This window comes from Desulfovibrio sp. 6_1_46AFAA (genome assembly GCF_000224635.1).
GTDB lineage: Bacteria > Desulfobacterota > Desulfovibrionia > Desulfovibrionales > Desulfovibrionaceae > Desulfovibrio > Desulfovibrio fairfieldensis.
Window position 1 is genome coordinate 109,777 of the sequence record NZ_JH114305.1, and the last position, 14,307, is coordinate 124,083.

Genomic DNA, 14,307 nt, shown 5'->3' on the forward strand with positions numbered 1-14,307 from the left:
ATGGCCCGCCACCTGCTGCGCGCGGCCTGGGCTCCCCGTCCGTCCGACGCCCCGCCGCTCTCCGCCGGGCAAAAATGCCGCGCATGGTGGCAGGCCTGCCGCCCGCCCTTTTTCATTACCGCCGCCATCCCCGTGACCTTGGCGCTGGCCCTGGCCTTCCGCGTGCAGGGACATGTGACGCCCGGCCAGTGGGGCGTCTGGCTGCTTCTGCTGCTGGGCTGTTTTCTGGGCCTGACCATCGCCAACTTCGCCAATGACCTTTTCGACCATATTCTCGGCGTGGACGAAGGCGAAAACATCGGCGGCTCAAGGGTAATCCAGGCCGGGCTGATCAGCCCGCGCCAACTTTCCGTGGCCCTTCTGCTGCTGATCCCGGCCACCCTGGTTGTGGGCGCGGCCCTGATTTTCAGCCTGCCACCCGCGTTGCGGCCCTGCCTGTGGGCGGCCACCCTCTTTGCCGTGGCTTCGGCCGTCTTTTACGTGGCCCCGCCCATCCGTTACGGGCACCGCGCCCTGGGCGAGCTTTTCGTCTGCCTGAACATGGGCCTGATCATGGTAACGGCCGGCGCCACCCTGCTTCTCGGGCGCTTCGACCTGCGTTCTCTGGCCCTGGCCCTGCCCGTGGGCCTGATGGTGGCGGGCGTGCTCTACTACCAGAGCCTGCCGGAAATCGAAACAGATCTGGCTGCGGGCAAGCACACCCTGGCCAACAAACTGGGCAAGGACAAGGCCGCCCTGGTCTTCAAGCTCTGGTGGCCCGCCGTCTGGCTGCTGCTTATCAACCTCTGGGCCTGCGGCCTGGCCGGATGGCCGGTATTTCTGGGGCTGTCGGGCCTGCCCTTCTATCTCACGGCCTGCCGCCGGATCAACGCCGCCGGGCGCAGCGACTGGCTGCCCCTGGACGCCCACGGCCATCTGGTGCGCAAAACCTACCTGATCTGCGGCGCGGCCCTGATTCTGGGCGTGGCCTTTTGAGTGGTTACGGCGCGGCGCTCTTTTTCGGCACAAAAAAACGTTTTGAATATGCCCCTTCATGGGCCAACAGCATAATCTTCTTGTCAATGCCGCCGGCATAGCCTGTCAGGCTTCCACCGGCTCCGACCACACGATGACAAGGAATAATGATAGAAATCGCATTATGTCCCACCGCCCCGCCGACTGCTTGTGAAGACATTCGTTCCTTGTCGCAGGCTACAGCAATTTTTTTAGCTATTTCTCCATAGGTTGTTACCTCCCCATAGGGAATCTGACAGAGAATTTTCCATACCGCCTTTCTAAATTCACTTCCTGCCGGATCAAGTTTCAGCTCCGACACATGCGGTTTTTCGCCGGCAAAATAGCGATCAAGCCATTCCCTGCCCCGAACCAACACCGGAAAATCGTTCCGTTCCCGGAACTCCCCTTTCAGGCTGCCCGCGAAATACTTCTGCCCCTCCATCCAAAGCCCGACAAGAGCGTCGCCTTCCGCCGCAAGCATGATCCGTCCTAGGGGCGTTGTATGGTATGCTATACAGCCCACCGCATCCTCCCTTTCAGCAATCCCATTGGTATTTTTTCAAGTCCACATGCCTGTCGTCCTTCATGACAACCTGTTCCGCTTCCAGCAAAAAACGCTGTTCCGGCCATCCAGGCGCAAGCCGCCCCGCGTGGTTGACAACTCTGTGACACGGATATTCTCCATACAAATTCGCCATGCCAAGGACTTTTCCCACCAGCCTGGAATTCCTGTCCCTGCCGATCAGCCGCGCGATCTGGCCATATGTGGCGACGCGCCCTTCCGGTATTTCTCCAACAGCGGAAAGTATCTCGTATATCAAGTCTTCGCGCGGCATGCTGGAATCCGCGTTACAGTGCCGTGCCCCTGGCGGGAACAAAGAATTTTTCCATATCAACACCTTCAAGCTCCAGCAATCTGCGTTTTTTATCCACGCCGCCCGCGTATCCGGTAAGGCTCCCGTTGGTTCCCACAACGCGGTGGCAGGGAACAATGATCGATATTTCATTGTGCCCGACAGCGCCGCCCACGGCCTGCGCCGACATCCGGCGCAGGCCGCGTCGTCTGGCCACCTGCCTTGCGAGGTCACCATATGTGACGGTCGTTCCGTAAGGTATCCGCAACAGCAGCTCCCAGACACAGCGGCGAAATTCAGAACCGATCATATGCACCGGCGGCATAAAATCCGGCTCGTGCCCGGAAAAGTAGATGTCCAGCCAGCGTCTGGTTATCGCGAAAATCGGCGTTTCCCTTTCCTCATGCTCAGGATCAAGACTGAGGGCATAGAATTTTTCGCCTTCAAACCACAAGCCGGTCAGGCCGGTCTCATCGGCGGCCAGCAGTACATCGCCGACGGAAGATTGATAGGCAGCGGTATATTGCATCGTCACGCCTCCAGGAACTGATTGGAATCTTCGGGCGCATTCCGGCGATCCGCCATGGTATAGCCGCGCATTGGCGCGAGCACCGCAATGCTGTAGTTTGCAAAAGCGGTTGCCCTGCTCTTTTGCCGGCAGATGCGGTGCATTGCCGGATTCCGCCATTGTGTCACGCATTCTTCAGCTTTCCCATCTGGGCAGGCTGAGTCGTTTGCCCTTCTCCACCAGGGAAAAGAAACGCTTGGAGCGGGTACAGCCCTCCGCCTTTGCCGGCTCTTCCTTCAGGGAAGTAGCCAGCTGCAACTATACATCACTTTATCTTTTTAATGGTGATCTTAAACAGTACAAACACATTTTTCATTTCAATTTACTCTTTTGAAGATTATATTTAGCATTAAACAAACTTGAATATAAATATTATAAAATATAGTATCGTTCAAAATTCCCAACCATGATTTTTATATCAGCATGCAGTTATCCGTTGTCAGCAGTGGCATGCAGGCTGTTCCAGAGATTGACCGCAGCGTAACTTCTCCACGGTCTCCATTTTTCGGCCATGGTACGCAGCTCTCTGGGGGAATATCGGGGCAATACATGCCGTATTCCCGCGTCTGTTTCCAGAAACGCGTCTGGCCAGGCCATGGCCCGCATAGCGATATAGTTTGCCGTCCATGTGCCGATTCCCCTGATGCCCATAAGTTTCCGCATTTCCTGTTCCGGGTCGCTGCACCCGTCCAAACAGATCTCCCGCCTTGCGAGAGCCTTGGCGAGCGCCTCTATGGCTCCTGCTCTGGAAGCGGTGATGCCGAGCGGCCCCAGGCGCTGTTCCAGCGGCCCATCAAGACCGGCAAAATATTCCGGGGGCGGAAATATACGCGACAGACCTTCAACTACTGTCGCCACCGGAATCCCGAACCGGCTGACAAGCCGTTCCGCAAGAGCGGCCGCCGCCTTTACCGTGACCTGCTGCCCCAAGATTGCCCTGACGGATACCTCGAAGGAATCAAAGCAGCCGGGGAGCCTTGCGCCTTTCATGCAAAGGTTTTCCCGGATGGCATTCATGGAGGATAGCGATTCAAACACCGCCTCCGGGTCACAATATAGATCAAACATATTCCGGACTTTCCCAAGCAGCTGTGGAAGAACGGATAAAAGCGACTCGCTTAGAGACACCTCCAGAATATGCTCAGCTTCGTTATTTGAAACGGCAATCCATCCCGTCACCGGCATTCGCCTTGTGTTTGCGAGGCAAACCGTCCGGTAATAAGCATCTCCCCTGACCAGATCAATTCCAGCTATTGCGCGCCCTTTCAAAAATCGCAGCATCTCTTTCCAGCGGTACGGCGGCCGGTAACCAAGGGAGACTTTCAGCTCCGCGTCTTCTCGTTTCGTGGTGGACATCCTTTTGCGGATGTCGCCAGGCGTCAGGTGGTATTTTTCTTTGAAGGCATCATTAAATCGGCGCAAGCTGCCGAAACCGGCAGCCATGGCGATATCCACGACCCGCAATTTTGTGTCCGTCAAAAGATTTTTTGCCAGAAGCAGACGACAGGTCTGCAAATATTGTACTGGTGAAACATGAAATTCTTCTTCGAATACCCGACGAAGATGACGGCCCGTGCAATGTAAGCGGTGCGCAAATTGCTCCAGTCTTTCACCGCTTCCGCAGTTTTCCTCTATCATTCTTGCAGCGCGTTTCGCCAAGGATGCGGAAGCGTCGGCAATCGACATCCCCGGAGCAAGTTCCGGCCGGCAAAGCAGGCATGGCCTGTAGCCCGCCTGTTCAGCCTCCGCCGCTGAGGAAAAAAAAGCGCAGTTCTCCTCTTTGGGCATTCTGGCGCGGCACACGGGACGGCAATATATCCTGGTGGAAGACACGCCAACAAAAAATCTGCCGTCAAAACGGGGATCTTTCGCGCAAAAGGCGGAATAGAGTCCTGGATAGTTGCCGTGCATCCTTGCGCCTGCCTCCATGTGAAAAGACTATACCGGGATATCCCCAAAGAGCTAGCCGTTTTCGGACATGGCAATGACTCCGCGACATCCATTGCTGACCAGCGCGGTCCGCGCGCTGCCCACATTTTACTGGGGGAGTTCACTGAACTATGCCGCCATCGGCAATTAACACACCGGCATTATCGATATAACAAATGAAAAAAAATCAAAGCGGCGGCGCGATGTCCTTCCGGAGATCGCGCCGCCGCTTCTACGCCGTTTTTTTCAGTTCGGGCCGTGCCGCGCGGGAAAGGGCGGCTTAATGAGGACGGCCCTAATTCTTCGCAATCCGCCCGTGCGTCTTCCACAGCCGCAACCGCCGCACTTCCGAAATACCCAGGCCCAGCAGGGTCAGGGCCGTGCCCGTGGCGGACATCCAGGTGATGCGCTCGTGCAGCACCAGCACTGAGGTGAGCACCGTGACCACCGGCACCAGATAAATGTAGACCACGGTTTTAATGGCGCCCAAGCGCTTGAGCGAGAATGTCCAGGTCACGAAACAGAGGGCCGAGGCCCAGAGGCCCAGAAAAAGGAGGTTCAGAAAATTCACCGGCTTGAGCAGGCGCGCGGCGTCCCAAGAAAAGCCGAAAACAGGCAGGCAGGGCAGCATGAACAGCAGGCCGTAGAAAAAAATCCTGCGGGTGGCCTGCAAGCTGCCGTAGCCGTGGGCCCCTATCTTGCGGGTCAGGATGGAGTAGACGGCCCAAACCAGGGCCGCCAGCACGGCCAGCAGGTCGCCCAAAGGATTGAGCTGGAGCACAGTGCTGCCGTTGAAGCTGATCAGGCCGATGCCCGTAATGGCCACGGCGAAACCCAGAAAAAAGTTGGCCTTGGGCCGCTCGCCGTCCAGAAAACGGAAGGCCAGCAAGGCCGTGAAAAAAGGCGCCACGGCCACGATCACCCCCACATTGGAGGCAAAGGAATAGGTCAGGGCGATATTTTCCAGCAGGAAGTACAGGGTCACGCCGGTCAGCCCGGCCATGGCGAAAAGCCATTCCTGCCGCCTGTCCGTCAGCTTGAGGCGGTGCGGGCAGACCAGCCAGAGGGCCAACCAGCCCAGCGTGAAACGGATAAATAAAATTTCCAGGGGCGTGAAATCGCGCAGCAGCACCTTGGTGGAAATAAAGGTAACGCCCCAGACGATAATGGTCATCAGGGCAGCGAGGTGTCCGATCAGCTGTTTCCGGTCCGTCATAATATTCCTTCCCGCTCACCGTTTGGCCGGGATGAAGATGCGCTGGTACTGTTTGGGCGTCAAGCCGATAAAACATTTGAAAAATTTCGTGAAGTGGCTCTGGTCCGCAAAACCCGCGCTCAGGGCAGCCTCCACCGGCGGCATGCCTGTTTCCAGCAGGGCCTTGGCCCGGGCGATGCGCACATTTTCCAGATAGCGGTAGGGCGTGATGCCTTTGACGCGGGTAAAGGCCCGCAACAGATAATATTTGTCCAGCCCGGCCAAGCGGCCCAGATCATCCAGGCTGATCCGCTCCGCATAATGCTCTTCCAGAAAAATACAGACCGCACGGATTGCGCGGGCGGCCGCATCTCCGACCTGGGGCGCGGGCGGCGTAAAGGGCGCGGCAAATTCTTCCAGCAATTGTTCCAGCAGGGCGAAGAGCAGCTCTTCCTTGCAAAAGTCCACGGACTCTTCCAGGACCATGGCGTGCAGATCCCGCAGCAAAGGAACCAGCTCGCTTTGCGGCACGATATTGGGCGCGAACATGGGCAAGGCCTCCGCGCCGGTGATCTGCCGGATCAAGCGGCGCATGGTTTCCTCGCCCACATGCAGACAACGCCAGTTCAGAAGCTCGTCGCCCACCTGGCTGCAGGCATGGTTGTCGCGTGGGTTGAAAAGAATCAGATCCCCGGCCTCGGCCAGATATTCCCTGTTGTTGCAGAGAACCCGGCGGCGGCCGCCGTCTATGCAGCCGATGACATAATGCTCATGAAAATGATTGGGAAAGTTTTGCAGCAACCCGTGAAACAAACAGGCCTCAATCTGCAGATCCGCGTCAAAACGGATCACGCGCGTCCCGCCCGGCATGGCCAACTCCTTGTATGAACGAAAAGTAGCGCGTCAGGCGAAGATTTTCTGGTACGATATTGACGCCGGAACAGCCGGATGAGCGCTGATCAGCATAGCCACCGCTCCGCCGTGTCGGCCACGGCCTGCATGTCATGGAAGAGCCCGGCGGTGTGAAAGCCGTCGGCCACGGCGTGATGTACGGAGACAGCCACGGGAATCAGCCTTTTGCGGCCCTGGACGAAGTGTTTGCCCACCCGGATCAGCGGGAAAAGCAGGCGTGATTCCGCATAGGTGTCCTGTGCGAAAGACGTGAAGGAAAGCCAGGGCAGGGACGACACGGAGCAGAAATTTTCCGGCGTGGGGGATCGCCCCTTGATGCCCCGCACGTTGCCGTAACGGGCCATGTCCGCCAGCACGGTTTCGTAAAACATGCTGAAATCCGGCGACCATTGGCTCCAGAGGTCGGAGAAGGTCGCGTCGTCCTCATGAAAGACGGTGTAGACCGGATTGCAGTAACTCCAGCGACCCAGGCGGCCCAGAACGTCAAAAGCCATGCGGAAAGCGCTGTTGCCCGCATTCTCTTCATCGCCCTGCCTGTTCACGGCGCGCATGATCACATAGAGCAGGATGGGAAAAAAACGGCGCTGCAATTGCCGCCGCCGACGCATCAGGCGGGTGATGTCCAGCGTCGCGGTGATGGAATAGCGGCACTTGAGCCTGTCGAAATAATAGGCGAAGTATTCCCGGCGCGGCCAGCTCTCCAGGTCCACGGGCGTGAAGACGGCAGGCGCAATGTCCCTGCCCGCGCCGCCCGCTTCCTCCACTCCGTGCGCGCCCGAAGCCGCCATGCTCAGCTCTTGCGCCGCGCCATGCCCAGTTCCATGAGCCGTTCCAGCAACCGGCCGAAATCAAGGCCGATGACCTTGGCCTCCTGGGGCACAAGGCTGGTTGAGGTCATGCCCGGCAGGGTATTGACTTCCAGCAGGGTCAGGTTCTGGTCCGCATCCAGAATGAAGTCGGCCCGGCTGTAGCCCCGGAGTCCCAGGGCCCTGTGGGCGGCCAGGGCCAGTTCCCGTACCCGGTCGGTCAGCTCCGGCGCGATGGGCGCGGGGCAGATCTCGCGCGCGCCGCCCGTGGCGTACTTGCTTTCGTAATCAAAAAAATCACCGGCTACGGGCTCAATGAGAATGGGCGGCAGGGCCTCTTCGCCCAGGATGCCGCAGGTCACCTCGCGGCCCTTGAGTTCCGGCTCGATGAGAGCCTCGTCCCCGGCGGCGAAGATTTCGGCCAGCACCATGTCCAATTCCGCGCGGTCACGCGCCCGGCCCAGACGCAGAGAGGACCCGCCGGTATTGCTTTTGACGAAAAGCGGATAGGGCAGACGCGGCTGCCAGTCCGCGGGCGGAGGGCAGGGCAGAAATTCCCAGTCCGCCGTGGGCAGGCCCGCATGCCGGAAAAGCTGCTTGGCCGCGGCCTTGTTCAGGGCCAAAAAAGACCCCGCCGGGCCCGCGCCCTGGTAAGGACAGCCCACCCGGTCCAGCATGGCCTGCACCAAGCCGTCCTCGCCCGGCGCGCCATGCAGGTTGATAAGGGCGAAGTCATGCTCCCTGGCCTGGGGCAGAAGCTGATCGAACTCCGTCAGCAGATCGAAAAAGGTCACGCTGTGGCCCAGCGCCCGCAGGGCTTCCGCCATGCCGCGCGCGCCGTTCAGCGAGACTTCGCGTTCACTGGACCAGCCGCCCGCAATCAAAAGAATCTTCATGCAACGCCCATCCTAACTGCGCCGACAAGGCGCGCTCAATGGTTTTTCCCTGTTCATAGGAACCCCGGATGCCCTCGCGCGCGGCCTCGGTACGGCCGTAGCGCGTCAGCAGATCCTCATAGCGTTCCTCAAGCGGCACACAGGCGTCGTGCCTGACCCGCTTGTCGGCATAAATCACAAAAAACGGCAGCGCGCAGATGCCCGCCCCTTCCGGCAGAGGCCAGGGCCAGTGCACATGCAGCATGACGCCTTGAGCCAGCGCGTAGTTACGGGTTTCGGCCACCGCCCACGCGCCGCCCAGCAGGGCGTGGCTGCCGCCGTGACGCAGGCAGTAGGTTTTGGCGATGTCGTGCAGCAGGGCGCTGGCGCGCACCTCCGGCACATTGACCGCAAAGCCCTTTTCCGCCGCGCGCCGGGCCAAAGCCGTGGCAATATGGGCCACCAGACGAGAATGGCGCTGCACATTGGGCAGCATGGCATACTTGCGCCAGAGGGCGAAACAAGCCTCGTCATCCGGAGAAGGCGGCGAAGGCGCGGAGGCGGCCGTCCTCAAACCCGGAAGTTCCGGCAGGCCGGACAGAGGGTGGCGGAATGGTTTCGCCGCGCCGGGCGCGGGGTCAAAACTGTTCATCCTGCAAGTATGCCACCGGCGGAGGGGGATGGCAAGACGCCCGCAACGCCGCCAGGGTCATTCCTTTCTCCGTCCGTAGGCAGAATTATTCTGTATCTATACAGAGTTATCTTTCAAAGGGAATTGTTCTATGGGCTTGTCATATGGATGAGGTAGTTCGGGCCCTGCGGGCGCAGTGTCTTTGCGCCTCCTGGCGTTTGGGCCGCCTATCGTTGCTGTCTTCATCCGTAAGGCGGCCTTGCCGCCAACGGCTGAAGCCCGGCGCGGGCAGGGACCGGGGGGCGAGAATAAAACAACTGACGGAGAACAGAATGCCCCTGCACCCCCGCTGTTGCCGTTTCAAGGAATCGCACAAAAACAAAACAGCGGACCGGCCTTCAAAGGCTGATCCGCTGTTGATGACTGTGTTACGCCCACTCCCCTGGCCGCCCCGGACGCCGGATGGCGCCGGAGTCCGGAGCGGCGGCAACGGGAAGTGAACCGGGCGCCGGCTACGACACGAACCGGCGCGCGTCGCCGCTGCATCCCCACAGGCGGTCGGAATCAGGCATAATTCCGCAAGGGATGGCCCTGTTGACGGAAAGGGCCGCGACGAGCAGAACGCGTGCTGCGCTCTAAGCACTCTTATCGGCCCGTCGCGCGAAGACTTGAGAGGAAAGTCCGGCCCGAGGGGACATTCCCGCAAAAAAGCCCGTTCATTCAACCGCGCGCGGCCTGCTCCCGCAGCTTGTAGTGCAGCAGCTTGCCGGTGGCGGTATGCGGCAGTTCCTTCACCAGGGTGTAGAATCTGGGCCGTTTGTACGGAGGCAGCATGGGATGGCGCGCGCAGTGGGCTTTCAGCTCCTCCACGCTCAGGCTTTCATCCGCCGGGAGCACATAGGCGGCCACGCACTGGCCGTGCAGACGGTCCGCCACGCCGATGACCGCGCTTTCCGCCACCTTCGGATGCTCGTTGAGCACGGCCTCGATCTGGGTGGGATAGATGTTTTCACCGGCGCAGATGATCATGTCGTCCTTGCGGCTCACTATGGTGACGCATTCATTTTCATCCCAGGTGCCCAGATCGCCGGTGTAATGGTAGCCCTTGTAAAACTTCCGCGCGCTCATTTCCGGATTGTTCACATAACAGCAGGCGGACTTGGCCGGGGATTTGATGATGATTTCGCCCACCTCGGCATTGTCCTTGGCCGCCAGTTCCGTGGGCTCGGCGTGGCCGCCCTCCTTGAGCCGGATCACGCGCACGTCGTCGTCCGTGCAGGCCTGCCCGGCGCTGCCCGCCATTTCCGGCAGATTGTAGGGGCGCAGAAAAGTATTCCAGAAGGTTTCCGTGGTGCCGTAGCCGTTGAAGATATTGGGCGTGAACAGCTCCCGATATTTTTCGCAGGCGCTTTTCTCAAAGGGACTGCCCATGGTCACGATGCCGCGCAGGGCACTGAGGTCCGCCGGGGCGCGCTCCTGGGCCCGCGCCAGCAGGGCGATAATGGAGGGCACGCCGATCAGGAAGGTGACCTGATGTTCCTGGGCAAAGGCCAGGCAACGACGGGGATTGAATTCACGCAGGATGACGACTTCGCCCCCGGCGTAAAGCGTGGGCGTGAGGCCGCCGGAATGCAGGCCGCCGCGGTGGAACCAGGGCGTCATGTTCATGGTCCGGTCCGTGGCGTTGAGCGGAAAGTGCATCATCACGTCGTGGGCGGAGAGCACTTCATTGATGTTGTTGATGGGCACGGCCTTGGCCCGGTTGGTGGTGCCGGAAGTATAGAGGCGCGCGGTTTCGTCGTAGATGTGCGGCCTGTCAGGACGGACAGGGTCGCTCCCCGGCCTGCCCGCCACGTATTCCCCGTACGGCGTATCGCCGGGCCGGGCGGGAGCTCCCTCCCCTACCGCCACCACGCGGCGCGGCTTGTGACGGGCAAAGTCCAGGGCTTGGCGCGCCGTTTCCACGAATTCCAGGTCATAAACAAAAATTTCGGGCGTGCTGTCGTCGATGATCAGGGCCAGTTCGCCCGGCGCCAGGCGGTAGTTGACCGGGCAGCTGACGGCCCCGGTCTTGTGCCCGGCCAGATAGCAGAAGGCGAATTCCGGGCTGTTCAGCAGCATATACATGATCACGCTGTTTCCGCCCACGCCGTCGGCCGTCAGGGCATGGGCCAGACGGTTGGCGTCGGCATTGAGAGCCCGGTAGGTCCAGCGCCGTCCGCTGGCCGGACAGTGCAGGGCCGGACGCTCCGCGAAGCGGCCCACATTGCGCAGAAAACCGTTCAGCCAGGTGAATTCATGCTCGAAGGTGTCCCTGAACATGGCGACATCGTAGGTAAAAGCCACAATATGTCTCCTATGACGGATAGCGGGATACGATAATGCTGGAATTCTGGCCGCCGAAGCCCAGCGAGTTGGACATGGCCGCGCGTACCACAGCGGGACGCGCCGTATTGGGCACATAGTCCAGATCACAGAGCGGGTCCGGAGTGGAATAGTTCAACGTGGGCGGCAAAACGCCCTCGCGGATGACCTGAATGCAGGCAATGACCTCGGTGAGGCCGCCCGCGCCCATCAGATGTCCGGTGGCCCCTTTGGTGGAGCTGGCAGGCGGCGCGACAGCCGCGCCGCCGAACACGTTTTTGATGGCCAGGGTTTCGGCCCGGTCGCCCAGCAGGGTGGACGTGCCGTGGGCGTTGATATAGCCGATGTCCGCCGGACAGAGTCCGGCCCGGCGCAACGCGGCGCGCATACAGGCCGCCGCGCCCGTTCCCCGTGGTTCCGGCGCGGTGATGTGATGGCCGTCGATGGTATTGCCCCAACCCGCCAGCACGGCTTTGACCTCCGCCCCGCGCGCCAGGGCATGGGCTTCGGTTTCGAGCAGCAGAGCGCCGCCGCCTTCGCCGATGACAAAGCCGTCCCGGCTCAGATCAAAGGGACGACAGGCCGTGCGCGGCTCGTCGTTGCGGCGCGAAAGGGCCTTGGCCTGCGTCAGGCTGGAAACCACGATGGGGCATAAAATACTTTCGCCGCCCATGGCGAGAACAGCGTCGGCCTCGCCGGAGAGCAGCAGCATGGCTGCGGTCATCAGGGCGTCGCCTCCGGCTGAGCAGGCGGTGTTCAGGGTCAGGCTGGGCCCGCGCAGACCGTGGGCAATGGCGACCTGGGCCGCGGCCACGTTGCCGATGACCATGGGCACGAAATGGGGGCTGACCTTGCCCGTACGGCTGGCCTGAAAAGCGTCCTGGGTGCGCGCCACAGTGGTGACGCCGTCCATGGCCGTGCCCATGACCACGCCCACACGTTCCGGCTCGGCGGCCACGGCCGCCATATCCAGGCCGCTGTCGCGCAGGGCCTCTTCCGCGGCCGCAAAAGCGTACTGCATGAAGGCCGAAGTGGTCCGGGCCACGGCATGGGGCAGCATTGCCGCCGGGTCGAAATCCCGGACTTCGGCGGCAATGCGCACGGCCATGTCCGAGGCGTCGAAGCGCGTAATGGGGCCGACGCCGCACGCGCCGTTGACAAGATTTTTCCAGTAGGCGGGTACGCCGATGCCGATGGGAGTGACCGCGCCCATGCCGGTGATCACCAGCGCCGTGTCTTTCATACGACTACCTTTTGGCCGCCGCGCCCTGGGATGCCGGAGGTTGCGCCACCAGATCGCTCAAGGCCAGGATGGTATTGGCATAGGTCTGCGAGTGATTGTAGGCCATCAGCAATGTATGCTGACGGGCGCGTGAGATCCCCGGCTTCCAACCATGCTTGGCCAGATAATTGGACAGGCTGGCCACCGCGTCCGGCACACTGAACAGATCCACCTTGCCGTCGCCGTCGCCGTCCGCGCCGTAGACCGCGATATTGGACGGCATGAATTGGCAGAGCCCCACGGCCCCGTAAATGGAGCTGGGCAGGGCGCGCGGGTCGGCATTGTCGTGCAGCAGATGGGCCACCAGCGCGCGTACTTCCTTGTAGGCCCAGTCCGCGCGCTTGGGCATGGTTTCGGCGAACCAGTCCAGATGCCGCTCATAGCCGGGCAGGCGCGGCAACCAGTCGCTGATATCCTGGGGCCGGCGGCTCACGGCCATGCTGGCCAAGGTATAGAAGGCGTTTTCCGGCACATCGGCCAGCACTTTGCCCAGGCGCGTCTCCACAAACAGCAGGGACACGGCAATGGCGGGCGGCACGCCGTAGCGGGCTTCCGCCAGGGCAAAGGCCTGGGGGTTGGCCGCGATGAACTCGCGGCAGAGCCGGGCGTTTTTCTCCGTGACCACGCCCTTGTAATAGAGCGGCGCGGGCTTGCCCGAGGGCGGCTTGGGAAAAAAGCGTCGCATATACAGCTCGCGCATTTTCCGGCCCATGGGCGACTGGCTGGGCGTGGCCGCCAGGGTGGACAGCAACGCGTCCACCCTGGGCCCGGCCAGACCGTCAGCGGCCAGACGTTCGGCCAAGGGCCGCCATGCCGGGGCCACGGCCTCGTTTCCGGCGACATTCCCGGCCGGGTTTCCAGCCACGTTTCCGGCCAAATTTCCGGCCAAATTTCCGGCCTGGTCGGCGGGCGCGGCGACCGAAGGGATCACCGGCGGAACCGGTTCCGGAGCAACGGGCGCGGAGCCCGCGGAAGGTTGAGAGGGTGAGGAAGAAAGAGTGGCGGGATTGTCCGCCGTCGGGGACGGCAGATCCCGTTCCGTCAGAGTGTCGCTCGTCGCGTCTGCGGCGGGCGGCGTGGAAGCCGTGTGTATGCCGCCGCAGGCGGCGAGCAGAAAGCAAAGGATCAGCAGAAAACAGCGCGGGCCAGCCGCCCGGCGAAAACGCGCGCGCTGACGCCGCAACTGCTGTGGAGACATGGCTACAGCTCCTGCAGAACCCAGACCACCTTCCCCAGCAGGCGCTTGGCCAGCAGATCGGGCGTCAGCGATATTTCGGGGAAATCCGGCGACTCCGAGCGCAGCAGGTAGCCGTCCTGCGCTCCGTTGAGGAAGACGCGGCGCAGCATCAGCCCTTCATTGGGGGCGAACAGGGCGTAGATCTGGCCGGACACCACATTGTTGTCCAGCGTGTCCACCCCCAGATGCGCACCGGGCAGGATGAGCGGGCTCATGTTGGCCCCGCGCATGCGCAGCACCAGCAGGCCCTCGCGGCTCAGCGAAAGGGGCAGCGAAATTTTACCCGCTGGCGTCAGTTCGGGCCGGGGCTTTTTATCGCTGTAGGCACAGTGCATGTCATATTCCGTACACACGGAATTTTTGGCCAGGGCATCGCCGTAATGGGCCGCGTTTTCGGCCAGAGAGGCCGGCGCGTCCTGCGGCATGTAGCCCTGCTCGGTACGCAGGTACATGGGCCCGACCCCTTGCTTGAGCCAGTCGGGGTTGAGTCCGTATTTCTCAAAGAGCTTCATATACCAGTCGCCCGGCACGGAATTGCGCCGTTTGGCGTCTGAGATGCTCGACTGGCGGATATCCAGCACTTCAGCCAACTCCACCTGGGTGCGGCTGCTGGTCGCCAGTTTGATGCGTTCATATATTTCCGCAAAGACAGGCATGG

Annotated in this window: 14 protein-coding genes; 1 reads left to right on the forward strand and 13 read right to left on the reverse strand. The window is 61.2% G+C overall.

Annotation, left to right across the window (positions count from 1 at the left end; genetic code table 11):
• Positions 1-975 carry a prenyltransferase gene (locus HMPREF1022_RS15350; protein WP_009303864.1) on the forward strand — a complete coding sequence of 325 codons (975 nt, stop codon included), beginning with the start codon at positions 1-3 and terminating at the stop codon, positions 973-975.
• A 4-nt stretch (positions 976-979) separates the two neighbouring features.
• Here HMPREF1022_RS15350 and HMPREF1022_RS15355 read toward each other — a convergent pair whose 3' ends face one another.
• The 13 genes from HMPREF1022_RS15355 to HMPREF1022_RS15415 form a co-directional block, all read right to left on the reverse strand.
• The gene (locus HMPREF1022_RS15355; RefSeq protein ID WP_035062062.1) at positions 980-1,519 is read right to left on the reverse strand and encodes a methylated-DNA--[protein]-cysteine S-methyltransferase; all 540 of its coding nucleotides are present in this window, start codon (positions 1,517-1,519) and stop codon (positions 980-982) included.
• 13 nt (positions 1,520-1,532) lie between these two features.
• A complete protein-coding gene (locus HMPREF1022_RS15360) occupies positions 1,533-1,832 on the reverse strand; it encodes an MGMT family protein (protein WP_008686118.1) in 300 nt (99 codons plus the stop codon).
• Between the two features lie 13 nt (positions 1,833-1,845).
• A complete protein-coding gene (locus HMPREF1022_RS15365) occupies positions 1,846-2,550 on the reverse strand; it encodes a methylated-DNA--[protein]-cysteine S-methyltransferase (RefSeq protein ID WP_232221625.1) in 705 nt (234 codons plus the stop codon).
• Between the two features lie 297 nt (positions 2,551-2,847).
• Positions 2,848-4,329, reverse strand: coding sequence for a DNA-3-methyladenine glycosylase 2 family protein (locus HMPREF1022_RS15370; RefSeq protein WP_009303867.1), 1,482 nt, complete (start codon positions 4,327-4,329; stop codon positions 2,848-2,850).
• 313 nt (positions 4,330-4,642) lie between these two features.
• A complete protein-coding gene (locus HMPREF1022_RS15375; protein ID WP_009303868.1) occupies positions 4,643-5,563 on the reverse strand; it encodes a DMT family transporter in 921 nt (306 codons plus the stop codon).
• A 15-nt stretch (positions 5,564-5,578) separates the two neighbouring features.
• On the reverse strand, positions 5,579-6,412 hold the full coding sequence (locus HMPREF1022_RS15380) for an AraC family transcriptional regulator (protein ID WP_009303869.1): 834 nt from the start codon (positions 6,410-6,412) through the stop codon (positions 5,579-5,581).
• An 89-nt stretch (positions 6,413-6,501) separates the two neighbouring features.
• Positions 6,502-7,242 carry a CatA-like O-acetyltransferase gene (locus HMPREF1022_RS15385; protein WP_009303870.1) on the reverse strand — a complete coding sequence of 247 codons (741 nt, stop codon included), beginning with the start codon at positions 7,240-7,242 and terminating at the stop codon, positions 6,502-6,504.
• Positions 7,243-7,244: 2 nt separating this feature from the next.
• On the reverse strand, positions 7,245-8,156 hold the full coding sequence (locus tag HMPREF1022_RS15390; RefSeq protein ID WP_008686124.1) for a D-alanine--D-alanine ligase family protein: 912 nt from the start codon (positions 8,154-8,156) through the stop codon (positions 7,245-7,247).
• A complete protein-coding gene (locus HMPREF1022_RS15395; RefSeq protein WP_008686125.1) occupies positions 8,119-8,787 on the reverse strand; it encodes an HD domain-containing protein in 669 nt (222 codons plus the stop codon). Before HMPREF1022_RS15395 ends, HMPREF1022_RS15390 begins: the two co-directional genes overlap by 38 nt.
• Before the next feature lie 699 nt (positions 8,788-9,486).
• Positions 9,487-11,112, reverse strand: a complete 1,626-nt coding sequence (locus tag HMPREF1022_RS15400) for a class I adenylate-forming enzyme family protein (RefSeq protein ID WP_009303871.1) — start codon at positions 11,110-11,112, stop codon at positions 9,487-9,489.
• A gap of 10 nt (positions 11,113-11,122) precedes the next feature.
• Positions 11,123-12,373: a beta-ketoacyl-[acyl-carrier-protein] synthase family protein gene (locus tag HMPREF1022_RS15405; protein WP_008686127.1), complete on the reverse strand. Its 1,251-nt coding sequence runs from the start codon at positions 12,371-12,373 to the stop codon at positions 11,123-11,125.
• Positions 12,374-12,377: 4 nt separating this feature from the next.
• Entirely contained in the window at positions 12,378-13,610 is a 1,233-nt protein-coding gene (locus HMPREF1022_RS15410; protein WP_009303872.1) for a lytic murein transglycosylase, read from the reverse strand.
• Between the two features lie 2 nt (positions 13,611-13,612).
• A complete protein-coding gene (locus HMPREF1022_RS15415) occupies positions 13,613-14,305 on the reverse strand; it encodes a LexA family transcriptional regulator (protein ID WP_035062094.1) in 693 nt (230 codons plus the stop codon).
• Positions 14,306-14,307: the final 2 nt, after the last annotated feature.

Excerpts from the sequence above, each read along its gene's own strand:
- HMPREF1022_RS15380 (WP_009303869.1), bottom strand. The coding sequence starts at position 6,412 with ATGCCGGGCGGGACGCGCGTGATCCGTTTTGACGCGGATCTGCAGATT.
- HMPREF1022_RS15390 (WP_008686124.1), bottom strand. The coding sequence starts at position 8,156 with ATGAAGATTCTTTTGATTGCGGGCGGCTGGTCCAGTGAACGCGAAGTC.
- HMPREF1022_RS15410 (WP_009303872.1), bottom strand. The coding sequence starts at position 13,610 with ATGTCTCCACAGCAGTTGCGGCGTCAGCGCGCGCGTTTTCGCCGGGCG.
- HMPREF1022_RS15350 (WP_009303864.1), top strand. The coding sequence starts at position 1 with ATGGCCCGCCACCTGCTGCGCGCGGCCTGGGCTCCCCGTCCGTCCGAC.
- HMPREF1022_RS15405 (WP_008686127.1), bottom strand. The coding sequence starts at position 12,373 with ATGAAAGACACGGCGCTGGTGATCACCGGCATGGGCGCGGTCACTCCC.
- HMPREF1022_RS15370 (WP_009303867.1), bottom strand. The coding sequence starts at position 4,329 with ATGCACGGCAACTATCCAGGACTCTATTCCGCCTTTTGCGCGAAAGAT.
- HMPREF1022_RS15375 (WP_009303868.1), bottom strand. The coding sequence starts at position 5,563 with ATGACGGACCGGAAACAGCTGATCGGACACCTCGCTGCCCTGATGACC.
- HMPREF1022_RS15365 (WP_232221625.1), bottom strand. The coding sequence starts at position 2,550 with ATGCGTGACACAATGGCGGAATCCGGCAATGCACCGCATCTGCCGGCA.
- HMPREF1022_RS15360 (WP_008686118.1), bottom strand. The coding sequence starts at position 1,832 with ATGCCGCGCGAAGACTTGATATACGAGATACTTTCCGCTGTTGGAGAA.
- HMPREF1022_RS15385 (WP_009303870.1), bottom strand. The coding sequence starts at position 7,242 with ATGGCGGCTTCGGGCGCGCACGGAGTGGAGGAAGCGGGCGGCGCGGGC.
- HMPREF1022_RS15415 (WP_035062094.1), bottom strand. The coding sequence starts at position 14,305 with ATGCCTGTCTTTGCGGAAATATATGAACGCATCAAACTGGCGACCAGC.
- HMPREF1022_RS15395 (WP_008686125.1), bottom strand. The coding sequence starts at position 8,787 with ATGAACAGTTTTGACCCCGCGCCCGGCGCGGCGAAACCATTCCGCCAC.